Raw genomic sequence first — 26,625 nt, 5'->3', positions numbered from 1 at the left:
AAATGACAATAGATTTTACAAAGAGTACAGACGGTTTAATACCTGCAATTATACAAGATGCAATAACTAAAAATGTGTTAATGCTAGGGTATATGAACCAAGAGGCTGTAGATAAAACTAACGAAACTAAAAAGGTTACGTTTTATAGCAGAAGTAAAAACCGTTTATGGACCAAAGGAGAGGAGAGTGGTAACTTTTTAAATTTAGTTGATATAAAAGTTGATTGCGATAACGATTCTTTATTAATTACTGTAAACCCTGTTGGACCTACTTGTCATACAGGTACAGATACTTGTTGGAAAGAAGACAATACAAATAGCTACGGATTCTTATCTAAGTTAGAAGATATAATTACAGATCGTAAAGATAACCCAGAAAATAAGGACAGCTATGTTGCATCTTTATACAGAGACGGAATTAACAAAGTTGCCCAAAAAGTTGGTGAAGAGGCAGTTGAAGTAGTAATTGAAGCAATGGATAGTAACGATCATCTATTCAAAGAAGAAAGTGCAGATTTATTGTTTCACTACTTAATTCTTTTACAAGCTAAAGGTTATAAATTAAACGATATTGTTACGGTACTAAAAACCAGAAATTAATGTACAGGTAATGTAAAAGTAAAGGTGCTGCCTTCTTTAGGTTTGCTAAGTACAGTTATAGTGGTATCATGTAATTCCATTATTTTCTTCACTATGGCTAAACCTAAGCCAGCACCTCTTTTCTTTTCAGATTTATCTAGTTGCTTGTATCTGTCAAAAATATAAGGTTGCTCGTTTATAGGAATACCGGCACCAGTATCCGTAATATTAATCTCTACTTTTTTAGCTTCTTTTTTTATAGCTAATGTAACTTTTCCGTTTGGTTCTGTATACTTAATAGCGTTCTCTATTAAGTTTTGCAAAGCACGCTCTACCATACTTACATCTGCATAAACAAAGCTGTTTTCATTAGAAACATCCATTTCTAATGTAATTTGTTTTTTCTCTGCTATTACTTTAAATTTTTCAATTAAATCATAAGATAGTTCTGTAATAGAAAATGGTTCTTTTACAGGTACTACTTGCTCAGACTCTAATTTAGAATACTCAAATAATTGGTTTATTAGGTTTGATAAACGGTCTATATTATTATGCGTAATCTCTAAATACTCTTCTTTTTGTTCCTCAGTAAGTGTGTCTTTCTTTATTTGGAGTGTCTCTACGTATCCTTTTAAGATAGCTAAGGGCGTTCTTAGATCATGAGATACATTTGCTATTAACTCTCTACGTAAGGTGTCTACAGACTGTATTTTATCAATATTACTAACAATTGTGTCTGCCATATCATTAAAAGAATTAGCAAAAACCTCGATATCAGATTCTTCCGGGTTTTTTATACGTGCAGTACGGTCGCCTTCTTGAAACTTGTTCACAGTACTAATCATTACACGTAAGTTCTTCGTTAAAAACCAAATACTTAATAGTCCTAGTAATGCAGCAAAAACCATAGTTAGTAGGGTAGCGCCAATACCAAGTTTAGCAAAATACTGAGATAATAAACCGCTACTAATAGCCTGAAACTCTTGGCCAGCAAGAATTATATATATGTAACCTTCTTTATCGCCAGCTTTATATGGAGCAGCAGAAAATATTTTTTGTTCATCTGTATTTCTAGGATCATCACCTAAAATATAGTTTTGTCCATCTACTTTTATAAATTCTTTTATTGGAGCAAGAGATACGTGTTTAATTGGTTCATTAGCTCCGTGTTCTAAAACTACAGAATATAAAACAGAACCAGTATTATCTAGTAAATACACTTCTATACTGCGATTAACAGCCATCATATCATGCATTAAATCACCAAAAAGAGGCTTATTAACACTACCATCTTCAAGGAATGGTGATGCATTTTGAAACTTTTCTTCAATTAGATGGTTTGCTACTTTTGCATTTACCTTTTGTATAGTAGCTTCATTATATTTATTAGCAAAATATCCTGTTATTAGAATGTAACAGGCACCCATTAACAAAATAATTAATATAAAGGCAATCCATAATTTTTTAATAAGCTTGGTCCCTAAGACTTTTTTTGATGCTCCCATAATTAAATTTCTTCATTAAATTTATAGCCAACTCCCCAAGAAGTAAGAATGTACATTGGCTGAGCCATATTAGACTCTATTTTAGCACGTAATCTGTTTATATGAGAGTTTACAGTATGCTCATACCCTTCAAAATTATAGCCCCAAATAATATTAAGCAGTTCTGTTCTAGAATAGTTTCTTCCAGGGTTAGAAGCCATTAAAACCAATAGCTCAAACTCTTTTGGAGATAAATCTATCTTTTGTTTATTGTGTAATACTTTACGTTTATCAATATCTATAAAAAGACCTTCAAAATTTAAAGTTGTAGAGTTATTTTTCTCAGGTTCAGGAGTATCAGATCTACGTAATACAGCTTTAATTCTAGCTAATAACTCACGAATACTAAAAGGTTTGGTTAAGTAATCATCTGCACCAATTTCTAAACCTAATACACGATCTATTTCTTCTGACTTAGCAGTAAGCATTATAATAGGTGTGTTTTTTTTAGTTCGTAATTTTTTACAAACTTCTATACCATCCATAACAGGTAAAGTAAGATCCAGTAAAATAAGGTCATAATTGTTTTCTAAAGCTAAATTAAGACCAGTTTCCCCGTCCATAGCTTTAGTTGTACTATACACCATATCTGTTAAATGTATCTCCAGTAATTGTATAATTTCTGGATCGTCTTCAATAATTAAAATCTGTTTCATAATATGGTTACAAAGAAGTTAATATAATATCACAAAGCTATCACAAACAATAAAAGTTTGTTAAGGCCAATGAAATTAAGCTTTTAGCTGCGTTATTTCTATTTAAAGGTAGAAGTTATCACAAATACCTTACAAAATTGGCCGTAAAGTTTACTATTCTGTGATTTTATCGTCAAAAACATACACTTAATTTGTCTCATAATCTAAAACTCTAATATTATGAAAAAATTACTTTTATTATTTATGGCAACAGCTCTTGTAGTTAGTTGTGATAGTGATGACGACACTAATGAACCACAAACAACCAATTTAACAATGGGTATAGATGGTCTAGAAGACCTTGGATCTGACTTTGTATATGAAGGATGGATAATTGTAAACGGAGCTCCAGTTTCTACAGGTATTTTTACCGTAGATGCTAGTGGTACACCATCTAAAACAGCTTTTACAGTAGATACAGATATCTTAAACCAAGCAACAGCTTACGTGCTTTCTATAGAGCCAGCAGTAGATACTGATCCTGCACCGGCAGCAACTAAATTATTATCTGGTGCATTTGCAGCAGAAACAGCAACTGTTAGTATTACCGATTTAGTAGGTGATTTTTCTAGCGCAAGCGGAGAATTCTTTTTAAGAACACCAACTGATGAAGCAGACGGAATGAATAATGGTAATGACCAATTTGGTATTTGGTTTGGAATACCTGGTACACCACCAGCAACAGGTTTAGAATTACCGGTTTTACCTGACGGATGGGTTTACGAAGGATGGGTAGTAGGTACAGAAGGACCAATAACTACAGGTACATTCTCTGATCCTACAGTACAAATGGAAGATTCGGGAAATCCTTTTAGTGGAGCTAATCCAGGGCCTCCAATTCCAGGTGAAGATTTCTTTGAAAATGCACCAACAGGATTTACTTTTCCTTTAGATATTAGAGGTAAAACTGTAGTTATATCTATAGAACCTTCTCCGGATAACAGCCCTAATCCATTTTTACTAAAACCATTAGTAGGTGTATCTGGTCAAGAAACTGCACCAACAACTCACACATTAAGTTTAAACAGCGATTCTTTTCCAACAGGTTGGGTTAAAAGATAATTTGTTTTAGTCAAAAAAAGAGCTTCTAGAAATTTAGAAGCTCTTTTTATTATGTTTAATTTAATTTGGTCTTGTTTATGGCCACGTATCTAAATCTTCTTCTACGTAGCAATCTGTTGTATAATTACCAATTTTAGCTTTACGAATAGAAAACACATATAATGTAATTAAACATAAAGATAAATAACCTAATATTATTGCAATACCAACAATTAAAAAGTGATCTGCAAGTATTAAATCATCATAAGTACTATATCCAAAAACAACACTAGTAATGTCTACTAATTTGTAAACATAAAAAGCTACTACGGCATAGAAACCATATTCTAAGTTTCTCATTTCCTTATCAGGATACTCATTTTCTGTAAGTTTAAACCAAAAAGCATATAAATACACAACGTGTACTGTTGCTAGTAACATAAAGAAGTAACTACTGGGATTATCAAAATGAAATTTATCTGTTAATAAACCATAAAAGTTAGAAAAAGTAACTAATACTAATAAAACAACAGAAATAACCACAGGTACTTTCCAAGATTTTTTTAAAGACGGAATTTTCATATAATATATAGAGTATAAAAGCTAGGGGGCTCTACGCTTCAATTTTACACAAAAATATGAGTAGTGTTAAAATTATGTGAATATAATCGCTAAAAAACAAGAATATAAGGGTAAGTGTATTAGCATAGATAAAAAGCATTTTTGACCCGATAATTGGTAAACTAAATAACCGAAAAAAGCTTTTTTTTAGGCCAACCATTCTCTTTTTGTAGCATAATTAGAGAAAAGAACAAGTAATGCTGCTATTACAAGTACTATTACCGGAAAAATAATAGCGTTGGTCCCTAATACTTTTAAAGTTTTACTCATAAAAAAAGTATAAACATCATTAGCTAAAACTCCTGCTAATGAAATTAAAAATACTGTTTTGGCTGCTTTTTTACGTATTAGCAATAACATACTAGCCAATACACCTCCAAAAACAGCTATAGCATATGCGCCAGTAACCCAAGAAGGCCTTTTATTATAAAGTTTTTGTATTTCTGGAGAATAATTAGCAAATACTTCGTCAGACATATAGGCTTCAGCTAAATATGCCATAACTCCCATACAATTCCAAACTAAAGCTAGTACAGCTATAAGCCAGAACCAAACAGGTATTTTATGTGATGTTAGATTTGTCATTTTGGTTGGTTTAAATTGGTAATTAAATGGAAAAATACAAAAAAAATAAGTTGTAGCCTGTTTTTGTTTAATTGTATATTTTTGCTAATGTGAAGAAACAAAAACAATATTACTTAATTAGATTACAATTTCTAGGCTACAGATTTAGTGGGTGGCAAAAACAACCTGGATACAAGACGGTAGAAGGTATGTTAACTAAAACACTAAAATTTATATTGCCAGAAAGACAATGTAAAATATTAGGAGCGGGACGTACAGATGCTAAAGTATCTGCTTTAGACGCAGCTTTTGAGCTTTTTTTAGAAGGAGAACCCTTAGAAGATTTAGTGTTCTTTAAAAAAGACTTTAATAAAAACTTGCCTTCAGATATTAGAATAATATCTGTAAAACACGTAAAAGAAAAGTTTAATATAATTCAGCATAGCAAAGAAAAAGAATATGTGTATTTGTTTTCTTATGGTGAAAAAAATCATCCGTATACAGCACCATTTATGGCTAACGTACAAGAAAAACTAGATTTAGAATTAATGAAAACTGCAGCAAAGTTATTTGTTGGCACGCATAACTTTAAAAGTTTTACAGCAAAGCCTAAAGAAAACGGTAAGTTTATTAGAACAATAAAATCGTCCAAAATAAAAGAAAATACTATTCTTACTGCTAATTTCTTCCCAGAGAAATCATATGCTTTTCATATAAAAGGAGAAGGGTTTATGCGCTACCAAGTACGTATGTTAATGGGCGCTTTAATTCAGCTTGGGAAAGGAGAAATAGCTATTACAGAAATAGAAAATGCTCTTAAAATAGATAGTACAACAAAATTTTCTTTTGTAGCACCAGGATCTGGTTTAATGTTACATAGTTTAGATTTTAATGATGATGTTTAATATGTTAAGCATCATCATTAAAATCTTAATCAAATAAGCCAGAAGACAAGTATCTATCACCTCTATCGCAAACAATAGATACAATAGTACCACTTTCTAATGTACTCGCTAATTTTATAGCAGCAAAAGCTGCTCCACCGCTACTAATACCTGCAAATATACCTTCTTTTTTAGCTAGTAATAATGTGGTTTGTTCTGCTTCTTCTTGACTAACATCTATTATGTTATCTACTTTAGAAGCATTAAATATTTTTGGCAAATACTCTTGTGGCCATTTACGAATTCCAGGTATTTTTGCTCCATCTTTTGGTTGTACACCTACAATTTGTATGTCCTTATTTTGTTCTTTTAAATATGTAGAAGTCCCCATAATAGTTCCCGTTGTACCCATAGCAGATACAAAATGAGTTATTTTATGGTCTGTATCTTTCCATATCTCTGGACCTGTAGTTTTATAATGTGCTTTCCAATTATCGTTATTACCAAACTGATTAAGCATTACAGCTCCTTTTTCAACTTGACTTTCTGCATAATCTCTAGCTCCTAAAATACCAATATCTGCAGGGGTTAAAGTTACCTTTGCCCCATAAGCACGCATTGTTTGTATGCGTTCTATGGTAGAACTCTCAGATAATACAATCTCTATATCCAAATCAAAAATACCAGCAATCATTGCTAAAGCAATACCTGTGTTACCACTAGTTGCCTCTACAAGCTTTGTATTTTTATTTATATCGCCTCTATCTAACGCACTTTTAATCATATTATAGGCAGCACGGTCTTTAACACTACCACCAGGGTTTTGACCTTCTAACTTAAATAAAAGTTTAACATTAGGGTTGGTGTTTAAAACTTTAGATTCAACTAAAGGTGTATTACCTATTAAATCTAGAATACTATGAGACATTATTTGTAGTTTTAATTTTAATTTCTGTTTTATGAAACACTTTAGAATTAGCAGGTATAGAGCTTGTAACCCAGGCATTTCCGCCAATTATTGTGTTTTCTCCAATAATGGTATCTCCACCTAAAATAGTAGCGTTAGCATAAATTGTAACATTGTTCTTTATGGTAGGGTGTCTTTTTGTTTGTTGTAAATTTTTAGCAACAAATAAAGCTCCTAAAGTAACTCCTTGGTATATTTTTACGTGATCTTCTATAATAGCAGTTTCACCAATTACAACACCTGTAGCATGGTCTATAAAGAAAGAATTTCCTATCTGTGCACCAGGATTAATATCTACACCTGTTAATCTATGTGCATACTCTGTCATTAAACGCGGCATTAAAGGAAAACCAATAATGTGTAATTCGTGTGCTAATCTATATATAGCAATAGCATAAAAACCAGGGTAGGCCATATACACTTCTTCTATAGATAAAGATGCAGGATCACAATTTACAATAGCTTCTGCATCTAGATTTAGTTTTTCTAATATGTTAGGTAATGTTACAACGTAACGCTCCCATATTTTTTTACAAGGTTTATCTACTTGCCAGCAAGCAAGATTAACCAATTCATCAAATTGTTTCTCTAATAACTCTAAGTTTTCTTTAACAGGAGTCTGTGTATCAAACAAAGTATAAAAAAGCTTTTGAGTAAAAGCCTCTGTTTTTTCTTTTAGACTAAAGTTTAAATTGGGTTGTTTTTTATGCAACTCAATTTCGTCAATTACAGATTTTAGTGTCATATATAATGAATTCAACTATCAAAATTAACCATTATTTCTATAAAAAAACTTCTAAAAACCGTTAACTTTAGCATAAATAATATATTAGTAGGATTTTTATGAAAAATGAAGTTATATCTAAAAATACATTCGATTTTTTAAATAAGTTGAAAGAAAACAACACAAGAGAATGGTTTTTAGAGCATAAAGATGAGTTTAAAGTTGAAGAAAAATCATTTAAAGATTTTATTTTGGCTTTGTTGGAAGAATTAAACTTATATGATGATATTGAAAAATCTAAAGTATTTAGAATCTACAGAGATGTACGTTTCTCTAAAAACAAAACACCATACAAAACACATTTAAGCGGATCTTTTACTAGGGCAGGAGCTAGACTTAGAGGTGGTTATTATGTACATATAGAGTCTGGTAGTAGCTTTATAGCAATTGGTTTTTGGGATCCAAATAAAGAAGATTTATTTAGAATTAGAAAAGAGTTAGAATTAGATGCATCTGAGTTTAGAGAAGCCATTTCTAATAAAGAATTTAAAGCTATTTGGGGAGAGTTAGAAGGCGATGAGTTAAAAAGAGCGCCAAAAGGTTTTGATGTAGAACATAAAGACATTGATCTAATACGCAAAAAACAATACATTTTTACCCGTAAATTTACAGATAAAGAGGTATTGTCTCCTAACTTCTTAAGTACAGTGAACAAGTCGTTTGCTACGGTTAGACCATTTTTTGATTTGATGAGCGACGTATTAACAACAAACTTAAACGGCGAATCTACTTTAGACTAAAGTTGACTCTTCAAAAAACTGAAGTTGATCTTTTAACCTTGTAACTGCCATAGACATCATACGTTTATTTAAGGCAGATGAATTTTGAATGTAAATTTGATATTCTTCCACCGTAAATTGACCTATAATAATACCTTTTAAAGCGTTTCTAAACTTAATGTCTTTTTGTACGGCATTGTCTATATATTCCAGTCTTTTATCTAAAACTAGTGTATAAAATTTGTTCTTGTGTTTTTTAATGTAGTTTTTAAAAACAAGCAAAAGTAAATCGTTCTGTAATTTTAGAATAGGCCTAATAGTTTTGTTCTGAAAAAGCTCATTAGTACTAATTCCGTCTACTATTTTAGTAGCCTTAATTTCTGGTCTAATACGCAAGAGGTCTTTAGATCTTTGGTTCATAACTAGTGTTTTACTAAAGATACAATATCTATTATGACATAGCTTTTAGGTTTAAATTAGTTTTTAACGTGTTTATGAACATTTAGTATTATATATTTAAATTATGAAATTTGGTAAAGTAATTAATCCCGAATTAATAGATTTTAAGTTGCCGGTAGATCATCTAGATACCGCTAGTGTGCTAGAAAAAACAACAACAAATGCAGCATTGCAAATTTCTGTTGGTTGCGCTAAGTGGAACAAACAAGATTTAAAAAACTTTTACCCAAGAGGAACAAAAGACGAATTGGTTTACTATGCATCACAATTTAACTCAATTGAATTAAATGCTACTTTTTACAGGCTTTTTCCGGCGGAGCAATATCAAAAATGGTATGATAAAACACCTTCTAACTTTACATTCTTTCCAAAAATAACTAGTGAAGTAAGTCACCTATATAAATTAGACACTAATGTATATCCTATTTTAGATCGTTATTTAGAAGCTACATCAACCTTAAAAGAAAAACTTGGAACTATATTTTTACAATTACATTCTAATTTTGATCCCAAAAACTGGAATAAGGTTGTGCAATTTGTAAAGTATTGGCCTAAAGAAGTTAAACTTGCAATAGAGTTTAGGCATACAGACTGGTTTAATGATGAAAATACAGCCCAAGAATTATACTATTTATTACAAGAAAACAATATAGCAAACACTATAGTAGATACTGCAGGCAGAAGAGATTTGTTGCATATGCGTTTAACAAATAATGAAGCTTTTGTACGTTATGTTGGTGCTAACCATAAAAGTGATTATGATAGGCTAGAGGACTGGGCAAGTAGACTACAATCTTGGAAAGAGAAAGGACTTAAAAACATTCATTTTTTTGTGCATCAGAATATGGAATTAGAGTCACCGTTATTATCGGCTAGTTTTATTAACAGTTTAAACAAAAAAGTTGACTCTAATTTAAAAATTCCTAAAACTTTGTTAGATAATAGTCTAACTTTATTTTAATAGTTAATTTTGTATTCTAAATCGTAATATTATGAGATTTCACAGTAGAAAATGGGTCAAACCAGGGGATTTAAATGCTAACAAAACACTTTTTGGTGGTAAGGTTTTGGCGTGGGTAGATGAAGAAGCAGCATTGTATACTATTATACAGTTAGAAAATAAAAAAGTGGTTACTAAGTATATGTCAGAGATTAATTTTATGAGCTCTGCAACCGAAGGTGATATTGTAGAAATAGGTATTGAAGTTGAAAAATTTGGCGTTTCTTCGTTAACATTAAATTGCGAAGTGCGTAATAAAATGACAAGAGAAACTATTTTAACGGTAGACAATATCATTATGGTTAATCTAGGTCCAGACGGTAAACCAAAACCACACGGAAAAACAAAAATTGAATATGTAAAAGATAGATTGGCACAGTAAATAAGACCACTTAACCTTTTAAATGCCTTTGTGATTTTTTCATAGAGGCATTTTTTATTTAAAAACCTAGTTTTAAGATAGTTAGTAAAATTAACTTAAATTGAAATTAAAACTTCAATTTTTCGTATAATAAATAGATAAAAAGTCAATAAAAACGGCTAATTGATGTAGGTGCTAAAATGTATACTTACAAATAAGGCTGTTTCACAACATAAAAAGATATATAACATTTAATTGTTGTTACTTCTATAATTAGTGAGTTTTACGATAGTATAAACCAATATATTAATGGTTTGCAGAAAATATTAATGTAAAATTTCCCCAAATTGAAATTGAACGACCTACATACTTCATTATCTAATTTGCAAGAAAAACTTACTCGTTTTTCTTTTGACGAATTATCTGCAAAAGAAGCAGATAAATTCAGGAATGCATTAAACAGTTTTAAATCTTTACTAGAAGATAAAAATACCATACAAGGTAACTTAAACAATCTTTGTACAGCAAACAATAACCTTGTTAACAAAACTACACTAGAAGAGAAACAGCAAACATTACAAAGTCTACTGGTTACTGCAGCAAATAAAGAAATAAACGTTCCCCTAAATGGCATTCTAAAATTTTCTGAGAAACTATTAAAAAGCAACTTAACTATGGAACAAGAAAGAATAGTAAAAGAGATTCAGGCATCATCTAATAATATTTTAACTGTATCTAAAGATATTATAGACTACACTGGTAATGATGCAATAGGTACTAACGAGTGCACAACCATTAAGTTCCATAATATAGTTAAGGATGTATTGTTTTTGTGTAATGCTTTAATTTTAAATAAATCTTTAAAGCTAAATTATACTGCAACTAACACAATACCAAATGACCTTATAGGAGATCCTTCTAAGTTATCTCAGATACTTTTAAACCTAGTTGGTAACGCAGTGCAAACCACACAAAAAGGAGAAATTTTGGTTGTTTCTAAGCTAATAGAAGAAACTAATGATAAAGTATTTATAGAGTTTACAGTTACAGATACTAGTTTTGGAATTTCTGATGATAAATTAGATGCTGTTTTTGATTTTTATAGTCAAGATAATTCTAGTTTAGGGCTTGGGTTAAATGTTGCTAAACAATTAATAGAATCAATAGACGGTACTATCTCTGTATCTAGTAAAGTAGATACAGGCACAAAATTTACATTTATATTACCTTTTAAAAAGCCAGTAGAGCCTACAAGAGCTTCACTATCTAAAGGTATTGCAGATATAAAAGTTTTAATTTTTGAAGATAATAAGTTAAATCAAAAATTAATAGAACTTAAACTTAAGAAATGGAATTGTAAAACCTTTATTACAGACAATTGTAATGTTGGTCTAGAAATTTTAGAAAACAACCCCATAGATATTATTTTAATGGATCTTAGAATGCCAGGTAAAAATGGAGACGTAATAGCTGAGGAAATTAGAAACAACAATGATCTAAGAGTAAAAAATACGCCTATAATTGCTGTTACAGCAGATCACGACATAAGAACTAGTACCGAATTTAATATCTTAAATTTTACCGAATTTTTACTTAAACCCTACACTTCTGACGAGTTGCTTAGTACTTTGTTAGAACAAATTGAAAATAATGCAAATATGGAAACATTAACAAGTAATCATATAAACGACAAAGGAGATGTTCCTAAAATAAATCTAACACCAGTTTTAAACGAGTGTATGGGAGACATAGGAATGTTACAAGAACTAATTAGGTTGTTTAAAAATAATGCATTAGAGTTTATTGGTAAAGCTATTGTACACATTAGAAATGAGGATTATGAGGGATTAAAATTTTCTACTCATAAAATAAAAGCTGGTTTAAAAATGATGAAAACCGAAGCTTTACATGATACAGTTCTTCAAATAGAAAATGCCATTAAAGATGATATAGATGTAAAACATCTAAACTTTCTTTACAACTGTTTTGTAGAAGAATATCCAATAATAGATCAACAATTAGATGATGAACTGCTAAGATTAGCACAAGAAGCATAGAATATTAAAGATTGACAGTCTCTTTTTTTTTACACCAAACAAGTTTATTTAGCAGTTACTGGAGGTCTTAAATATCAATTTAATTGGTAACTATATCAAACATATCGTTTCACAACAAAAAAGAATAAGTTCACCACATTTAGTTGTAACATAAGTAGTGTTTCTTTAGTTTTATAAAAGATTAGAAACCCAAATAACCTACTTATTATGCTATACGATACATACGGAGAAGAATACCTAAACTTCTTACATGATTTAAATGAAATTTTAAGTCTAAACCAGTTAATAGAATTAGATTATATATAAGTTTCTAGTTATTTATTTAAGTTAAACCCAAAATCTTTTGTTATGGCAAACCCAAACAACTCGGCTTATTTATCATTTGTAGAGAGCCTGAATCAAATTTTATCAGAAATTAATGTAACCAAGCTAAATTATTCTTAGTATTTACTACATTACTGAAAAAAAAGCATAAAAAAAGGAGCAACATACAAGTTGCTCCTTTTTTTATGCTAGAAAAATAAATTATCCTAAATAGGTTTTTAAGATTTTACTTCTAGAATTATGTTTTAATTTACGAATTGCTTTTTCTCTAATTTGTCTAACACGCTCACGTGTTAAATCAAAAATCTGACCTATTTCTTCTAGGGTCATAGAATGTTTATCTCCTATACCATAGTATAGCTTAACAACATCTGCTTCTCTTGGTGATAATGTTTCTAATGCTCTGTTAATCTCTGTATTTAAAGATTGATGCATTAATTTTTCGTCAGGATTAGGAGACTCGCCGTATTTAATTACGTCATATAAGTTAGAGTCTTCACCCTCTTTAAAAGGAGCATCCATAGAAACGTGTCTCCCAGAATTTTTCATAGACTGTTTAACCTCGCTTACAGACAATTCTAATTCTTTTGCAATCTCTTCTGCAGAAGGTGGTCTCTCGTGTGTTTGCTCTAAATAAGAAAATGCTTTCTTAATTTTATTTATAGAACCAATTTTGTTTAAAGGTAAACGTACAATTCTAGATTGTTCTGCTAAAGCTTGTAAAATAGATTGTCTAATCCACCAAACGGCATAAGATATAAACTTAAAACCTCTAGTTTCATCAAATCTTTTAGCGGCTTTTACCAAACCAACATTACCTTCGTTAATTAAATCTGGTAATTTTAGACCTTGATTTTGATATTGTTTAGCAACAGAAACAACAAATCTTAAATTTGCTGTTGTTAATTTTTCTAATGCAGCTTCGTCGCCTGCACGTATTTTTTGAGCTAACTCTACTTCCTCATTTGCAGTAATTAGATCTATTTTGCTGATATCTTGCAGGTATTTGTCTAGTGATTTTGATTCTCTATTTGTAACCTGCTTGATAATCTTTAGTTGCCTCATATATCTGTTCCGTTAATTTAAAGTTTAAAAGTACAGTATACATTTTAAAATGTTATTTTCCAAACATTTAACATTATGTTTATACATTACTTATGAATAAATTACTTACTTTTTTTTAAGATCAATATTTAACTACCTATTACACATCTATATAAATAATACCTTTCGTTTTTATTTTATTTGGTAACTTTCGAGAATTATAGATGTTTGTATGAGTAAAAGAGCTTTAAAAAAGTATTTATCAGAATTAAAAAAGGGAGAGCTAGAAGACCAATTGTTGGGTTTGTACGAGAAATTCCCAGCTGTTAAGGCATATTATAGCTTTGTTTTTAATCCTAAAGAAGAAAAGCTTGTGCAAGAAGCTAAACTAAAAATAGGGAACGAATATTTTCCTGTAAAACGCAAAAGACCAAGAGCGCGTAGATCCGTAGCTCAGAAATACATAAAAAACTTTTTATTATTGGGCGTAGATGCTCCTTTGGTTGCAGATGTTATGCTATATAATATAGAAATTGCTCAAGAATTTGCACAGCATAAAAATGTTCCAGATGCTTTTTATAAAAGTATGCTTAACTCTTTTGAGCAGGCTGTACAATACATTGCAGTAAACTCTATTTTACCAGAGTTTAAAAACAGAATTGTGGTAATTTATACCGAAACACAAGATAAAAACTGGATGTATGCAGATGGTTTCTCTAGAGCTTTGGATAGTATAGATTAATCTACTAACAATTATTTTGTCCGCTTTTTTTATCAATTTTATGGCTATAAGTTTTATTAAGGCACAAAAATCTCCTAATTTAGCAAGGTTTATTTTTAAACTTAAAGTCGTTTTCTACGATTAATTACAAAATAGGTTATCTCATTTGGAAGAGCATAAAACAACTACAGAAAAAACATTATACGACTATCAAGAAGAAGATCTTAATAAAATATTCACCTATTTTGAAAAGAATCCGGATGGTATCAATTTACTATATCAATTACCTACTGGTGGCGGAAAAACTGTAGTTTTTTCTGAAATTGCTCGTAGGTTTATAGAAGAAAAAAATAAAAAGGTTGTTGTACTTACACACAGAATAGAATTAAGTGCACAAACATCTAGAATGTTAGATGGTTTTGGTGTAAAAAATAAAGTAATTAATAGCAGTGTTAAGGATCTTAACGACCAAAATGGGTACAAGTGTTTTGTAGCTATGGTAGAAACTCTTAATAACAGACTACAAGAAGATAGCGTAGAGCTAGAAGATATTGGCTTGGTTATTATAGATGAAGCACATTACAACTCTTTTCGTAAGCTATTTAAGTACTTTAAAGATTCGTATATATTAGGAGTTACAGCTACACCGCTTAGTTCTAATATTAAGTTGCCAATGAAAGATAATTACAAAAAGTTAATTATTGGCGAGTCTATAAAATCTTTAATTAAGCGTAAATTTTTATCTAAAGCAAAGCAATATAGTTATGATGTTGGCCTTAAAACCTTAAAACTAGGTATTAATGGCGATTATACAGTGAAGTCATCAGATGAGCTGTATAGCAACCAAACTATGCAAGGCAAGCTATTGTCATCATACGAGGAATTATCTAAAGGTACTAAAACCTTAATATTTAATAATGGTATTAGCACCTCTTATTATGTGTATGAAACCTTTAAAAAAGCAGGTTACAACGTACGTCATTTAGACAATAAAAATTCAGCAGCAGAGCGTAAAGAAATTCTAGAGTGGTTTTCTATTACTCCAGATGCAATTTTAACCTCTGTAAGTATATTAACTACTGGTTTTGATGAGCCTACGGTAGAAACAATTATTCTAAACAGAGCAACACGATCTTTAACCTTGTATTTTCAGATGATTGGTCGTGGTTCTCGTTTTACAGAGAATAAAAACGAATTTACAGTTATAGATCTTGGTAATAATGCCAAGAGATTTGGTTTATGGAGTGAACCAATAGACTGGCAAGAAATTTTTCATTTCCCTGATTTTTACTTAGAGAATATTAAGAATGATGAAGAAATAGAGCGCGATTTTGTTTACGAAATGCCTCAGTCCTTACGAGATGAATTTTCTAAATCTGAAAATATATTTTTTGATATAAAAGAAGAATACAAAATAGCTTTTGCTAAAGGATTAAAATCAAAATCGGTCTTAGAAAAGAGTATAGAGCAACACGCTAAAATTTGTGTAGAGAATAGCGAAGATGTTTTTGATGCTCGTATTTTAGCTAAAAAACTAAAAGAAGAAATACAATACCGTGTTAGGCAATATTCGTATTGCATCATGAATAACACAAAGAACTATAAAGAGTGGTTAGAAGAAGATTATGAGCGTAAATTACGATTAAGTATCTCGCAGAAATTCTCTTCTAAAATGTAAATTCTTCAAGCGTGAAAAATGTTTTATTTATTGGTTTTGTTTGGCCAGAGCCTACTACCACAGCTGCTGGTAGCAGAATTATGCAATTAATAAACTTTTTTAAGCAACAACACTACAAAGTAACATTTGCAAGTACAGCGGCAAAGTCTATCTACTCTGTAAATTTTAAAGAGATTGATGTTTTAGAAGAACAAATAGTATTAAACAGTACTAGTTTTGATGATTTTATAACAGAATTAAACCCAGATATTGTAGTTTTTGATCGGTTTTTAACCGAGGAACAATTTGGCTGGCGTGTGGCGCAAAATATCCCTAATGCCATCCGCATATTAGATACAGAGGATCTTCATTTTTTACGCAAAGCAAGAGAATTAGCATTTAAGAATGGTACAATTCAGGTTTCGGAATCAGATTTAAAATCACAAGAAATAACAAAAAGAGAAATAGCAAGTATCTACAGATGCGACTTTTCTTTACTAATTTCTATGTATGAAGAAAAGTTGTTAAAAGAAACCTTTAAGATAGATAATAACTTACTCCTTCGTTTGCCTTTTATGTTAGAAGATTACACTGCTACTAATTTACCGCAGTTTAAAGACAGACAAGACTTTGTGTGTATAGGTAATGGCAAACACAAACCCAATATAGACGCTGTTTTATGGCTACACAAAGAGATTTGGCCATTATTACACAAAGCATTGCCTAATGCTAACTTACATATTTACGGCGCCTATTTACCACAACAAATTACAGAAAAGCACAATCCTAAAACCGGATTTCTGGTTCAGGGTTGGGGAGAAGATGTAAACCAAATTATGCAACAAGCTAAAGTAAACTTAGCACCTTTGCGTTTTGGAGCCGGTATAAAAGGTAAATTAATAGATGCAATGTATAACGGCACTCCTAATGTTACCACAAAAATAGGAGCAGAGGGTATGCACGGTAATTTGCCTTGGAACGGAGAAATTACGGATACTGTTGCCAATCTTGTAGCTGCAGCAGTAGATTTGTACACCAATGAAACTAAATGGCTACAAGCACAAAAAAATGGAGAAGAAATTCTAAAAACATATTACGCTAAGTCTAATTTAGAAACAGAATTATCTAATAAAATTAGTACTTTGCAAAAAGATTTAGAAAAGCATAGAAATACCAACTTTATTGGTAGTTTGTTACAGCACCATAGTATGACGAGTACAAAGTATTTATCTAAATGGATAGCTGAAAAAGAAAAGAACAAATAAGATATCTATCACATTTTTAAATTCTATTTTAAGGTGTGTAATCCTAAATAAAAAAGAACAAGATGAAAAATATTGAGTGGAAAGTAGCTCAGGAGTTTGAGGATATTACGTATAAAAAATGCAATGGAGTAGCGCGTATTGCGTTTAATAGGCCAAATGTACGTAACGCATTTAGACCTAAAACTACAAGTGAATTATACAAAGCATTTTACGATGCACAAGAAGACACATCTATAGGTGTTGTTTTATTATCTGGTGAAGGACCTTCTACTAAAGATGGTGTATTTTCTTTTTGTAGTGGTGGAGACCAAAAAGCAAGAGGACACCAAGGCTATGTTGGTGAAGATGGTATGCACAGACTTAATATTTTAGAAGTACAACGTTTAATACGTTTTATGACTAAAGTGGTTATAGCCGTAGTTCCTGGTTGGGCTGTTGGTGGTGGTCATAGTTTACACGTGGTGTGCGATTTAACTTTAGCTAGTAAAGAACACGCAATTTTTAAGCAAACAGATGCAGATGTAACTAGTTTTGACGGCGGTTATGGTTCTGCTTATTTGGCAAAAATGGTTGGACAAAAAAAGGCCAGAGAAATTTTCTTTTTAGGTCGTAATTATTCAGCTCAAGAAGCTCTAGATATGGGTATGGTAAATGCAGTTATACCTCATGACGAATTAGAAGATACTGCTTACGAGTGGGCTCAGGAAATATTAGAAAAGTCGCCAACATCTATAAAAATGCTAAAGTTTGCAATGAACTTAACAGATGATGGTATGGTTGGCCAACAAGTATTTGCTGGTGAAGCTACACGTTTGGCATATATGACAGAAGAAGCAAAAGAAGGACGTAATGCGTTTTTAGAAAAACGTAAGCCAGACTTCGGAAAAAATAAATGGATTCCTTAAAATAAGGTTTAAGTGTGTAAAATAAAAAAGAGTCTTACCAATTAAGCTAAGACTCTTTTTTTGAGAACACTATATGAAAATGAAAATTTTTTACTCTTTAACAACACAGCTAAAGTATAGTACCTTTGCCTTTTTATAAAATGTATGTTGTTAACATAACTTTTATTGTTGTGTAGCTTTGCAATTAAGTTGTAAGGCTATTTTAAAAAAGAGAAATCAGCTAAAAAAATATAAGATGTCGTTTAAAAAAATACATCCAGAATTAAAAGAAGCATTAGAACGCTTAAAAATTACAGAACCATTACCTTTTCAAAAAACAATTCTCTCTAAAATAAAAGGAGGAGCTAGCCTTTTTGCTTTAGCGCCAGCTGGTTCTGGAAAGTCAACAGCTTTGGTTATGAGTACGTTGCAAAAACTGAATTGTGAGGAGTTTGAAGACGCACCACGAGCTTTAATCTTTGTAAAAGACAAACAGGCTGCATTAGATTTAAAGGCTGAATTTGATAGGTTTACGTTTAGAATGTCTGTACGTACGTATTGTGCTTATGAAGAACAAGGTATGGACGACCAAAGAGATGATATTTATGACGGTGTTGATGTTGTTATTGCTACACCTAAAAGATTAAATAGAATTTTTTATACAAACGGAATAAACCTAAACAGACTAGAATTGTTTATAGTTGAAGATGCTGAGTTTTTAATAAAGCCTAGCTTGTTTTCTGAAGTAATTAGAACACCAGAGAGTATAGATAAATGTCAGTATTTAGTTTTTGGGACTAAGTTTGATGATCGCATGCAACGTATGCAAGATTCATTTATGGCTTCTGCACAGATTGTGAAGTTGTAATTTCAACTTTTTTATCAAACTATAAATCTCTAATTTTGAAAAACCATATTTTTCTTTTTTTAGGGTGTTTAATTTTTACTATTTCTTGTAAAAAGATTCGTAAAGAAAAAACTAACGTTAAAGTAGAATACAGTAAGCTTACTACTCCTGAATATGAGCTATTTAGACCCAACACACCTCCTAAATCTGTTTTAATTTTATTTGGTGGTTACCCAGAAACAGCAATAGATATTCAGCGAGAGTTTAAGATTTTAGAAGTTGCTAAAGAAAGTGAAGTTGCTATTCTTTATGCTAATTTAAATCAAAAACTGTGGTTAGAGGATAAAGAAAAAGTACAGTTAGCAGAAGTCTTACAGACTGCTATTTTAAACAATAAGTTACCAACAGACAATATATATGTTGGTGGCTTTTCAAGCGGAGGAAATGTAGCGCTATTAATTAGTAGTTATATTACAGAAACAAAAAAATATAATTTAAAACCTAAGGGTGTTTTTATAGTAGATTCTCCTATAGACTTAAGTGCTTTATTTACTACTGCTGAAACAAATTTAAAAGTAAATTTTTCTAAAGATGCTGTACTAGAAAGTACTTGGTTAATTAAATCTCTAGAAGAAAGATTTGGGAACCCTAATACAAATATTACCAATTACCAAAATTTTTCAATCTATACAAATAGTACTAAGTACTTTAAAAATATAAGTAGCCTTAAAAACACTAAGATCTGATTCTATACTGAGCCAGATGTGTTGTGGTGGAAAGAGAATAGAAAAACTGATTTAAAGCAGACAAATGCCTATTACATTAAACAATTATCAGATAAGTTAAAGAAATCTGAATTTAAGTTTGTTGAGTATATAGCCACTGAAAATAGAGGTTACCGTACAAACGGTGATAGACATCCGCATAGTTGGTCTATAGTAGACCCCGTTGGTTTAATAAATTGGATGCTTCAGTAATAAACATTGTCTATTAAAAATAATTCTTCTTTAAGATAAATTACCATCTCGAGTGTTTTTTATAAATAAGAAAAATGAATAGTGATTCTTGTATACATCTCAAAAAATAGATCTCTACATAAAATTATTTAATAACTTATATATAAACCGACACTGTAAGTACTACCATAACAAACACAGTTAAAATAGCCACTAAAGGCCAAACAAATTTTAACCATTTATTATATCCAACTCTAACAATAGCTAAAGAAGCTAAAATTAAACCTGTAGGGTTTATAAACTTAAATAATCCCATTCCGTATAAATAGGCATTTACAATCATTTCTCTACCAATACCAGCCGTATCTGCTAAAGGCGACATAATAGGCATACTTAAAACAGCCATACCAGATGAAGACGGAATAAAGAATGAAAGTCCGCTATAGACCAGCATTACAGCATTAATAAATATTCCCTTTTCCATACCATTAGTTACGCTAGAGGCGTAATAAAGAAGTGTATCACTAATGGCACCATCTTGCATAATTACCGTTACACCTTTAGCTATACCAATAATAAAAGCAACACCTAAAAGATCACCGGCTCCTCTTACAAAAGTATCTATAAACTGAGTTTCCTTAATTTTTGCGATAATTGCAATAACAATTGACCCTACTAAAAATACAGTTGTCATTTCTATAAACCACCAATCTAAACTAGATACACCATATACCATAACAACAAAACACGCTGTAAATACAAGGAGTATTAAACGTAATCTTCCTGTTAGTTTTAAGTTTGTTTTAGCAGAATCTGATCCAAATAAATGTTCTATTTCTGCTTTTTGATCGTATAAAATAGACTTTGTAGGATCTTTTTTAACACGTTGTGCATATCTTATAATGTAGGCTATACATATAACCAGACCCAATACTAATGTAATAATTCTTCCGTCTATCCCAGATGTCCAATTTATACCTGCGGCATTAGATGCTATTATAACACTAAACGGGTTTATAGTAGATGCCAAAGTCCCTATAGAAGAACCTATATATATAGATGCTAGCGCAACCATTGCATCATACTTAGCAGCTAAAAATATTGGAATTAAAATAGGGTAGAAGGCTATAATTTCTTCTTCTAATCCAAAAGTAGTCCCGCCTAAAGCAATTAAACAGGTTACTAAAATTATTAAAATATATTCCTTTCCTTGTAATTTATTGGCTAACCAAGCAATTCCGGCATCAAAAGCACCAGTAACATTCATAATTGCTATTAAACCACCAATAATTAATACCAAAAAAATAATATCTGCGGCTTCAATAATTCCTTTTATAGGTGATTTAAAAAAAGCCATTACACCTTGTGGCTGTGCTTCAATTTCTTTATAAGTATCTGGTATACCAATAGGCTTTCTAATATCTCCGTTTTTAAATTTTTCTAACGGAATATTAATATGTAATGTGGTAAGCGCTTCTTGTGTAGCTGGTATGGTTGTAGTGGTCTCGTTACTACTTCTTGTAAACGTATTTTCTGTTGTATTATACGTTAAAGTATCATATTTTCCTGCAGGAACCAGGTATGTAAGTATGGCTACAGCAGCAGCAATTACTAATAAAATAGTTTGAGCAGATGGGAATTTTATTTTTTTCAATGCGTATATTTTTTCAAGGGTTTAAAGATAGTATTATTTTAGTGGATTAATTAGCCTTAGTATAGAATGAAAGCAAGTATACCCAAAAGTTGGGCTCCTGTAGTTGAGCCAGAATTTAAAAAAGAATATTTTAAAGAACTAACTTCTTTTGTTACCAAAGAATATGCTACACAAACTTGTTATCCTGCTGAAAACGAAATTTACGCTGCTTTAGACTGGTGTTCTTTTAAAGATATTAAGGTGGTAATACTTGGGCAAGACCCGTATCACGGCCCAAACCAAGCTAACGGATTGTGTTTTTCTGTTAAAGACGGTATTAAACATCCGCCATCATTACTAAATATATTTAAAGAAATTGAAACCGATGTAGCTATACCATATCCAGAAAGTGGTAATTTAGAACGATGGGCAAAACAAGGGGTACTACTCTTAAACGCTACTTTAACTGTAAGAGCGCACGAAGCTGGTAGTCATCAAAAAAAAGGATGGGAAACTTTTACAGATGTATTAATTAAAAAAATATCTGAAGAAAAGGAAGGTATTGTCTTTTTACTTTGGGGTGGTTACGCTAAGAAAAAATCAAAATTAATTGATACTAAAAAACATCATATCTTAACATCCGGACACCCATCACCTTTAAGTGCAAATAGAGGTTATTGGTTTGGTAACAAACATTTTAGTAAAACAAATACCATTCTAAAAAATAACAATAGTAAAGAAATAGAATGGTAATTGTATAGTATTGTTTATAATAAAATAGACTTACTATCTAGTTTTTTATCAATTAAGTCTAAAGACAATAAAGTGTCTTGTACTTTATGTAATGTTGTTGTATTTAATTGCGACTGACTCCAGCGTGTTTTAGACAACCATTCTTGTATATCTTCTAACTTTTGCTCGTATCTGTTGGCTAACGTTCTGTCTATGCTTGGTATACTTTTAAACTCTTCAGAATATAAATTAATTACTTCTAAAATATGTTCTAAAGTACCTGGGTTTTCTGCAATAAAATTATCTGTAGCAGCAATTACAAAACAAGGCCAAGGCGTAGGGCAATCTGCAACTCGTCTAAAAGTCCCATTGTCTACTAAAGGTTTTGTTGTAAAATGTTCCCACATAAAATAATCTGCAGTACCATCTGTTAAACCAGTGACTGCGCCATCTAAATTATTTATAATTTTAAACTGTAATTGGTTTGTATCCCAACCATTATTTTGTGCATTTACATAAGCCATTAAATGACTACCACTGCCAAACCTACTAATTGCAGCTTTGGTATTTATTAGATCTTCAATGGTTTGGTGTTTGCTATTGGCGCCAACGTGAATTCCCCACAAAAGGGGAGTAGCAATATATTCTTGTACTATTTTAGCTTTAGTACCAGCAGTTATACTTTTAACCAAACCCTCGGTAAGTATAATAGCAATATCTGTTTCATTATCTGCTAACATTTGGCACATTCTGCCAGTTCCTTCCGGAATGTCTGACCATTTTAAATCTATACCACGATCTTTAAAAGCATTTTCTTCTAAAGCTAAGTGCCAAGGAAGATTAAAATGTTCTGGAACTCCAATAATTTTTACTGTTTTCAATAGTATTATGTTAGCTTGTTAAGGGTATATTTTATTAACTCTTCTACAGTTTCTCCTGGTGTTACAGAGAATTCTTCTGTAGCTCTATTGGCTAAGATTGCATTTAAAGAAATAGCGTTATGTCCTAGTAACTTAGCTAAACCATAAATTCCAGAAGTTTCCATTTCTAAATTGGTAATTTTTAAATCGTTATATCTAAAAGAAGCCAACTTGCTATTAAGTGCATTATCTTGTGTATTTAAACGCAAAATTCTTCCTTGAGGACCATAAAAACCAACATTAGTAGCTGTAAACCCCATTCTTATTTTATCTGAAGCCACTTTGTCTGCTAAACTTTTAGCACAAGTAACAACATAAGGAGTAGATTTGTCTTTAGCCCAGTCTGTATGTGCCACAAAAGCATCTTGTAAATCAGAATTTTGTATGTGCTTGCTATCGTAAAATTGCAATAAACTATCTAGACCAATAGCATACTCACTTAATAAAAATGTATTAATTGGTATGTCTTTTTGTATTGCTCCAGAAGTACCAATTCTAATAATGTCTAGAGTTGTTTTTTCTTCTTTAATTGTTCTAGTGGTAAAATCTATGTTTACCAAAGCATCTAGCTCGTTTAAAACAATATCTATATTATCTGTACCAATACCTGTAGAAATTACTGAAATGCGTTTTCCGTTTAGTACACCAGTATGCGTAATAAACTCTCTTTTGCCTTTCTTTAGTTCAATGGTATCAAAATATTTAGAAACTTCGCCAACACGGTCGGGATCACCAACAGTAATAATGGTAGTTGCTATGTCTTCTGGTAAAATATTAAGGTGATAAATGCTATTATCAGCATTTAAAATTAACTCCGATGGACTTAATTGCATATTATAATTTAAGGATTCTGTCTGTGGCAGTATTGTATAAAAAATTATACTTTAACGCACCACCTAAATAAACGTCATTATCCTGTATACAAGAATAATAACTTGTTTGTTGGTCTAATATTTCTTTTCCTTTTTTAGTTAATTTAACAGGATTAAAAGAGCCAAATAAAGGTTTTAAAGAGGTAATAATTTTTTTATATTGTATATCGCCAAAACCATAATTGTTATTCGCTATAAGCAGCTCTCTTAACAATTCGTCTTTTGTTTTTGGCTTTTTGGTTGATGCAACTTGTAAAAGATTATTTTCTACTGCATTTAAACCATTTTTAATAGAAGGGAAGCGTTTTAAATGAAGATCTATAGCTTGCTCTAAGTATGGAAATCTGTATTTAGAAAAATCTGTTAAGTTTTCTAACCTAATAGGATTATCACTACAATACAACTGCCAAATGTAATCTGCGTATTCTATATCATCTTGCCTTAAAAATATACGTTCTTCATAATGGGCAAGTAATTGTTCGTCTGTTAACTCAGTTAAACTATACAACTTTGTTTCGCCGTCAATTTTTCCGCTACAGACTATAGATATTTCTGCATACCTGCGATGCATTTTTAACCAACTTACTACAGCAAGCATATTAATCTGACAAAACAAATCATACTCGAACCATAAAACAATTTTATCTTCTTGTTTGTGGTTACATAAAGATCTGTACTCTTTTAAAGTGCGATCTATAAATTTTGCTTTAGTTACTTTATAGTTTTTGCTTAAAAAATCGAACCTTGTCTTCCAAAAAGTCTCACTACCCACGTTGTTTAATGTTGGGCCTTCGCACAACATCTCATTCCAAGTAATAATATCTCCTTTTATAGGTAAGTTTTTTAATCTATCTGTAAAGCTATCTCCGTTGGTTATATGTAAGATGGAACCCATAGTAGTATTCTAGATTTGAACTCTTAAAATTACATTTTTATCTAAATAATCAAAAAGAAATTAACAATTTTAACCGCCAACACGTTTTACGTTAAAACCTTTCTCTTTTAAAATGGCCATTATTTGATCTCTATAGTCTCCTTGTATAATAATACTATCATTTTTAAAACTACCGCCAACACTAAGTTTTTGCTTTAATTCTTTGGCTAATAATTTAAAATCTGCGTCTGCTCCAGTGTACCCTTCTAATATGGTAATTGGTTTACCTTTTCTTTTCTCGTACTTACAAATTATAGGATCATCTTGCAGCCAAATGTCAGTTTTTGGTGCTTTTTTCTCTTGTTCTTTAGAAGGTTCATGATCTGGAAAAAGGTTTTTTAGCTGATCTTGTAAATCCATTTTAATATGTATTGGTTGTTCTTTTAATTTAGGATGATGTTTAACTCTTTTGTAAAAAAAGAAAACAACTAAATTATTGATGTATTTGTACCAATATATTTAGTTGTTTTTTATGTATTGTATTTAGACGAATTACTTTTTAATAAGTCCTAATTCTATTAATCTTTCGTGTAAAAATTCACCTGCTGTAATATCTTCAAACTGTTTTGGGTTATTTTCATCTACACAGTTTTCTAAACAATTTAGAGGCATCTCACTAACAGGATGCATAAAAAACGGAATAGAATAACGAGAAGTTCCCCATAATTCTTTTGGTGGGTTAACCACTTGGTGTATCGTAGATTTTAATTTGTTGTTTGTTAATCTAGATAACATATCACCAACATTAATCATAAGTTGGTCTGGACGTGCAATAGCATCTACCCAGTCACCATTATGGTTTTTAACCTGTAAACCTTTACCGTGTGCCCCCATTAACAATGTAATTAGGTTAATATCTCCGTGGGCAGCAGCACGTACTGCATTTTTAGGTTCATCTTTAATTGGTGGGTAATGTATAGGTCTTAAAATAGAGTTTCCGTTTTTAATATAATCATCAAAATACGTTTCTTCTAAATTTAAATGCAGTGCTAAAGCTCTAAGTACATACTTAGCCGTTTTTTCTAACATTTTAAAAGTTTCTTCACCAATAACATTAAACTTAGGTTGTTCTTTAACTAAAACATTATCAGGATATTCTGCTTCTAATTTTGGATCGTTTTCTACATACTGTCCAAAATGCCAAAACTCTTTTAAATCTCCTTCTTTTTTACCTTTTGCGTGCTCTTTACCAAAAGAAGTATATCCGCGTTGTCCGCCAATACCTTCAATCTCATAGCTATCTTTTAATTCTTGAGGCTGATTAAAAAAGACTTTAATTTCTTCATATAAATCTGCCACTAACTCATCAGATAAAAAGTGGCCACTTAAGGCAACAAAGCCTATGTTTTCAAAAGCATTCCCTATTTCTTGAATAAATTTTTGCTTCTGATCTTTATCGTTAGATAAAAATTCTTGCAAATTGACACTTGGAATAGAACTCATCGTTTAATATATTTTTTTCGTGTTCAAATTTAATAATAATCTAACATTTTCTGATAAATTATTAATTTTTGTAACAACATCTCTTCTTATTTGTTACTTTTATTTCTCAATTTATAAAA

At 31.0% G+C, this 26,625-nt stretch carries 29 protein-coding genes; 15 read left to right on the top strand and 14 right to left on the bottom strand.

Going from position 1 to position 26,625, the window contains the following annotated elements:
- Window positions 1-2 precede the first annotated feature (2 nt).
- Window positions 3-599, top strand: coding sequence for a bifunctional phosphoribosyl-AMP cyclohydrolase/phosphoribosyl-ATP diphosphatase HisIE (gene hisIE / locus BT107_RS02935; RefSeq protein ID WP_072302258.1), 597 nt, complete (start codon window positions 3-5; stop codon window positions 597-599).
- Here hisIE and BT107_RS02930 read toward each other — a convergent pair.
- Both BT107_RS02930 and BT107_RS02925 read right to left on the bottom strand, forming a co-directional pair.
- The gene (locus BT107_RS02930) at window positions 596-2,083 is read right to left on the bottom strand and encodes a sensor histidine kinase (protein ID WP_072302257.1); all 1,488 of its coding nucleotides are present in this window, start codon (window positions 2,081-2,083) and stop codon (window positions 596-598) included. The genes hisIE and BT107_RS02930 overlap by 4 nt on opposite strands.
- A 2-nt stretch (window positions 2,084-2,085) precedes the next feature.
- Window positions 2,086-2,778 (bottom strand): response regulator transcription factor, encoded by a 693-nt coding sequence (locus tag BT107_RS02925; protein WP_072302256.1) that lies wholly within the window; start codon window positions 2,776-2,778, stop codon window positions 2,086-2,088.
- Window positions 2,779-2,997: 219 nt separating this feature from the next.
- Here BT107_RS02925 and BT107_RS02920 point away from each other — a divergent pair, with 219 nt between their 5' ends.
- Window positions 2,998-3,879, top strand: coding sequence for an anti-sigma factor (locus tag BT107_RS02920; protein WP_072302255.1), 882 nt, complete (start codon window positions 2,998-3,000; stop codon window positions 3,877-3,879).
- Between the two features lie 75 nt (window positions 3,880-3,954).
- Here BT107_RS02920 and BT107_RS02915 read toward each other — a convergent pair whose 3' ends face one another.
- Complete coding sequence (locus BT107_RS02915) at window positions 3,955-4,440, bottom strand: hypothetical protein (RefSeq protein WP_072302254.1); 486 nt, start codon at window positions 4,438-4,440, stop codon at window positions 3,955-3,957.
- 186 nt (window positions 4,441-4,626) lie between these two features.
- Window positions 4,627-5,064, bottom strand: a complete 438-nt coding sequence (locus tag BT107_RS02910) for a hypothetical protein (protein WP_072302253.1) — start codon at window positions 5,062-5,064, stop codon at window positions 4,627-4,629.
- Window positions 5,065-5,153: 89 nt separating this feature from the next.
- On the opposite strand from BT107_RS02910, the gene truA reads away from it, so the two are divergent.
- The gene (gene truA, locus BT107_RS02905) at window positions 5,154-5,948 is read left to right on the top strand and encodes a tRNA pseudouridine(38-40) synthase TruA (protein WP_072302252.1); all 795 of its coding nucleotides are present in this window, start codon (window positions 5,154-5,156) and stop codon (window positions 5,946-5,948) included.
- 25 nt (window positions 5,949-5,973) lie between these two features.
- Here truA and cysM read toward each other — a convergent pair whose 3' ends face one another.
- Complete coding sequence (cysM, locus tag BT107_RS02900; protein ID WP_072302251.1) at window positions 5,974-6,855, bottom strand: cysteine synthase CysM; 882 nt, start codon at window positions 6,853-6,855, stop codon at window positions 5,974-5,976.
- The gene (locus BT107_RS02895) at window positions 6,845-7,639 is read right to left on the bottom strand and encodes a serine O-acetyltransferase (protein ID WP_072302250.1); all 795 of its coding nucleotides are present in this window, start codon (window positions 7,637-7,639) and stop codon (window positions 6,845-6,847) included. Before BT107_RS02895 ends, cysM begins: the two co-directional genes overlap by 11 nt.
- Window positions 7,640-7,737: 98 nt before the next feature.
- Here BT107_RS02895 and BT107_RS02890 point away from each other — a divergent pair, with 98 nt between their 5' ends.
- A complete protein-coding gene (locus BT107_RS02890) occupies window positions 7,738-8,418 on the top strand; it encodes a DUF2461 domain-containing protein (RefSeq protein ID WP_072302249.1) in 681 nt (226 codons plus the stop codon).
- Here BT107_RS02890 and BT107_RS02885 read toward each other — a convergent pair.
- Window positions 8,410-8,817, bottom strand: coding sequence for a glyoxalase (locus tag BT107_RS02885; RefSeq protein WP_072302248.1), 408 nt, complete (start codon window positions 8,815-8,817; stop codon window positions 8,410-8,412). The genes BT107_RS02890 and BT107_RS02885 overlap by 9 nt on opposite strands.
- A 103-nt stretch (window positions 8,818-8,920) precedes the next feature.
- Here BT107_RS02885 and BT107_RS02880 point away from each other — a divergent pair, with 103 nt between their 5' ends.
- The 3 genes from BT107_RS02880 (at window position 8,921) to BT107_RS02870 (ending at window position 12,274) form a co-directional block, all read left to right on the top strand.
- Window positions 8,921-9,817, top strand: a complete 897-nt coding sequence (locus BT107_RS02880) for a DUF72 domain-containing protein (protein ID WP_072302247.1) — start codon at window positions 8,921-8,923, stop codon at window positions 9,815-9,817.
- Between the two features lie 31 nt (window positions 9,818-9,848).
- Window positions 9,849-10,238 (top strand): acyl-CoA thioesterase, encoded by a 390-nt coding sequence (locus BT107_RS02875; protein ID WP_072302246.1) that lies wholly within the window; start codon window positions 9,849-9,851, stop codon window positions 10,236-10,238.
- A gap of 326 nt (window positions 10,239-10,564) precedes the next feature.
- Window positions 10,565-12,274 (top strand): ATP-binding protein, encoded by a 1,710-nt coding sequence (locus tag BT107_RS02870; RefSeq protein WP_072302245.1) that lies wholly within the window; start codon window positions 10,565-10,567, stop codon window positions 12,272-12,274.
- Window positions 12,275-12,799: 525 nt separating this feature from the next.
- Here BT107_RS02870 and BT107_RS02865 read toward each other — a convergent pair.
- Window positions 12,800-13,663 carry a sigma-70 family RNA polymerase sigma factor gene (locus tag BT107_RS02865; protein WP_072302244.1) on the bottom strand — a complete coding sequence of 288 codons (864 nt, stop codon included), beginning with the start codon at window positions 13,661-13,663 and terminating at the stop codon, window positions 12,800-12,802.
- Window positions 13,664-13,874: 211 nt separating this feature from the next.
- On the opposite strand from BT107_RS02865, the gene BT107_RS02860 reads away from it, so the two are divergent.
- The 7 genes from BT107_RS02860 to BT107_RS02830 all read left to right on the top strand — a co-directional run bounded on the left by BT107_RS02860 (window position 13,875) and on the right by BT107_RS02830 (window position 19,993).
- A complete protein-coding gene (locus tag BT107_RS02860; RefSeq protein WP_072302243.1) occupies window positions 13,875-14,384 on the top strand; it encodes a DUF6155 family protein in 510 nt (169 codons plus the stop codon).
- Window positions 14,385-14,529: 145 nt separating this feature from the next.
- The gene (locus tag BT107_RS02855; RefSeq protein WP_072302242.1) at window positions 14,530-16,041 is read left to right on the top strand and encodes a DEAD/DEAH box helicase; all 1,512 of its coding nucleotides are present in this window, start codon (window positions 14,530-14,532) and stop codon (window positions 16,039-16,041) included.
- 11 nt (window positions 16,042-16,052) lie between these two features.
- Window positions 16,053-17,285, top strand: a complete 1,233-nt coding sequence (locus BT107_RS02850) for a glycosyltransferase (protein ID WP_072302241.1) — start codon at window positions 16,053-16,055, stop codon at window positions 17,283-17,285.
- A 62-nt stretch (window positions 17,286-17,347) separates the two neighbouring features.
- Window positions 17,348-18,190, top strand: a complete 843-nt coding sequence (locus BT107_RS02845) for a 1,4-dihydroxy-2-naphthoyl-CoA synthase (RefSeq protein ID WP_170854691.1) — start codon at window positions 17,348-17,350, stop codon at window positions 18,188-18,190.
- A 235-nt stretch (window positions 18,191-18,425) separates the two neighbouring features.
- Window positions 18,426-19,037 (top strand): DEAD/DEAH box helicase, encoded by a 612-nt coding sequence (locus BT107_RS02840; RefSeq protein WP_072302240.1) that lies wholly within the window; start codon window positions 18,426-18,428, stop codon window positions 19,035-19,037.
- A gap of 35 nt (window positions 19,038-19,072) precedes the next feature.
- A complete protein-coding gene (locus tag BT107_RS02835) occupies window positions 19,073-19,762 on the top strand; it encodes a hypothetical protein (protein WP_084639086.1) in 690 nt (229 codons plus the stop codon).
- An 18-nt stretch (window positions 19,763-19,780) separates the two neighbouring features.
- Window positions 19,781-19,993, top strand: coding sequence for a hypothetical protein (locus tag BT107_RS02830; protein ID WP_072302238.1), 213 nt, complete (start codon window positions 19,781-19,783; stop codon window positions 19,991-19,993).
- Between the two features lie 136 nt (window positions 19,994-20,129).
- On the opposite strand, the gene BT107_RS02825 is transcribed toward BT107_RS02830, so the two are convergent.
- Window positions 20,130-21,626, bottom strand: coding sequence for a YfcC family protein (locus tag BT107_RS02825; RefSeq protein WP_072302237.1), 1,497 nt, complete (start codon window positions 21,624-21,626; stop codon window positions 20,130-20,132).
- Between the two features lie 66 nt (window positions 21,627-21,692).
- Here BT107_RS02825 and BT107_RS02820 point away from each other — a divergent pair, with 66 nt between their 5' ends.
- Window positions 21,693-22,358 carry a uracil-DNA glycosylase gene (locus BT107_RS02820; RefSeq protein ID WP_072302236.1) on the top strand — a complete coding sequence of 222 codons (666 nt, stop codon included), beginning with the start codon at window positions 21,693-21,695 and terminating at the stop codon, window positions 22,356-22,358.
- Window positions 22,359-22,372: 14 nt separating this feature from the next.
- Here the strand turns inward: BT107_RS02820 and BT107_RS02815 are convergent, their stop codons facing one another.
- From BT107_RS02815 to BT107_RS02795, 5 genes are all read right to left on the bottom strand, one after another.
- Window positions 22,373-23,218 carry a substrate-binding domain-containing protein gene (locus tag BT107_RS02815; protein WP_072302235.1) on the bottom strand — a complete coding sequence of 282 codons (846 nt, stop codon included), beginning with the start codon at window positions 23,216-23,218 and terminating at the stop codon, window positions 22,373-22,375.
- A 5-nt stretch (window positions 23,219-23,223) separates the two neighbouring features.
- Window positions 23,224-24,090, bottom strand: coding sequence for a nucleoside phosphorylase (locus BT107_RS02810; protein WP_072302234.1), 867 nt, complete (start codon window positions 24,088-24,090; stop codon window positions 23,224-23,226).
- A gap of 1 nt (window position 24,091) precedes the next feature.
- On the bottom strand, window positions 24,092-25,024 hold the full coding sequence (locus BT107_RS02805) for a DUF1835 domain-containing protein (protein ID WP_072302233.1): 933 nt from the start codon (window positions 25,022-25,024) through the stop codon (window positions 24,092-24,094).
- Window positions 25,025-25,093: 69 nt separating this feature from the next.
- Window positions 25,094-25,423, bottom strand: coding sequence for a translation initiation factor (locus BT107_RS02800; protein ID WP_072302232.1), 330 nt, complete (start codon window positions 25,421-25,423; stop codon window positions 25,094-25,096).
- A gap of 132 nt (window positions 25,424-25,555) precedes the next feature.
- Complete coding sequence (locus BT107_RS02795; RefSeq protein WP_072302231.1) at window positions 25,556-26,506, bottom strand: isopenicillin N synthase family dioxygenase; 951 nt, start codon at window positions 26,504-26,506, stop codon at window positions 25,556-25,558.
- Window positions 26,507-26,625: the final 119 nt, after the last annotated feature.

The organism is Cellulophaga fucicola, from assembly GCF_900119145.1.
Classification (GTDB): Bacteria; Bacteroidota; Bacteroidia; order Flavobacteriales; family Flavobacteriaceae; genus Cellulophaga; species Cellulophaga fucicola.
This window is presented reverse-complemented; position numbering and strand designations above follow the sequence as displayed.

Coding starts and splice junctions, on each gene's coding strand:
- hisIE (WP_072302258.1), top strand. CDS start 3: ATGACAATAGATTTTACAAAGAGTACAGACGGTTTAATACCTGCAATT.
- BT107_RS02930 (WP_072302257.1), bottom strand. CDS start 2,083: ATGGGAGCATCAAAAAAAGTCTTAGGGACCAAGCTTATTAAAAAATTA.
- BT107_RS02925 (WP_072302256.1), bottom strand. CDS start 2,778: ATGAAACAGATTTTAATTATTGAAGACGATCCAGAAATTATACAATTA.
- BT107_RS02920 (WP_072302255.1), top strand. CDS start 2,998: ATGAAAAAATTACTTTTATTATTTATGGCAACAGCTCTTGTAGTTAGT.
- BT107_RS02915 (WP_072302254.1), bottom strand. CDS start 4,440: ATGAAAATTCCGTCTTTAAAAAAATCTTGGAAAGTACCTGTGGTTATT.
- BT107_RS02910 (WP_072302253.1), bottom strand. CDS start 5,064: ATGACAAATCTAACATCACATAAAATACCTGTTTGGTTCTGGCTTATA.
- cysM (WP_072302251.1), bottom strand. CDS start 6,855: ATGTCTCATAGTATTCTAGATTTAATAGGTAATACACCTTTAGTTGAA.
- BT107_RS02895 (WP_072302250.1), bottom strand. CDS start 7,639: ATGACACTAAAATCTGTAATTGACGAAATTGAGTTGCATAAAAAACAA.
- BT107_RS02890 (WP_072302249.1), top strand. CDS start 7,738: ATGAAAAATGAAGTTATATCTAAAAATACATTCGATTTTTTAAATAAG.
- BT107_RS02885 (WP_072302248.1), bottom strand. CDS start 8,817: ATGAACCAAAGATCTAAAGACCTCTTGCGTATTAGACCAGAAATTAAG.
- BT107_RS02880 (WP_072302247.1), top strand. CDS start 8,921: ATGAAATTTGGTAAAGTAATTAATCCCGAATTAATAGATTTTAAGTTG.
- BT107_RS02875 (WP_072302246.1), top strand. CDS start 9,849: ATGAGATTTCACAGTAGAAAATGGGTCAAACCAGGGGATTTAAATGCT.
- BT107_RS02865 (WP_072302244.1), bottom strand. CDS start 13,663: ATGAGGCAACTAAAGATTATCAAGCAGGTTACAAATAGAGAATCAAAA.
- BT107_RS02860 (WP_072302243.1), top strand. CDS start 13,875: ATGAGTAAAAGAGCTTTAAAAAAGTATTTATCAGAATTAAAAAAGGGA.
- BT107_RS02845 (WP_170854691.1), top strand. CDS start 17,348: ATGAAAAATATTGAGTGGAAAGTAGCTCAGGAGTTTGAGGATATTACG.
- BT107_RS02840 (WP_072302240.1), top strand. CDS start 18,426: ATGTCGTTTAAAAAAATACATCCAGAATTAAAAGAAGCATTAGAACGC.
- BT107_RS02820 (WP_072302236.1), top strand. CDS start 21,693: ATGAAAGCAAGTATACCCAAAAGTTGGGCTCCTGTAGTTGAGCCAGAA.
- BT107_RS02810 (WP_072302234.1), bottom strand. CDS start 24,090: ATGCAATTAAGTCCATCGGAGTTAATTTTAAATGCTGATAATAGCATT.
- BT107_RS02805 (WP_072302233.1), bottom strand. CDS start 25,024: ATGGGTTCCATCTTACATATAACCAACGGAGATAGCTTTACAGATAGA.
- BT107_RS02800 (WP_072302232.1), bottom strand. CDS start 25,423: ATGGATTTACAAGATCAGCTAAAAAACCTTTTTCCAGATCATGAACCT.
- BT107_RS02795 (WP_072302231.1), bottom strand. CDS start 26,506: ATGAGTTCTATTCCAAGTGTCAATTTGCAAGAATTTTTATCTAACGAT.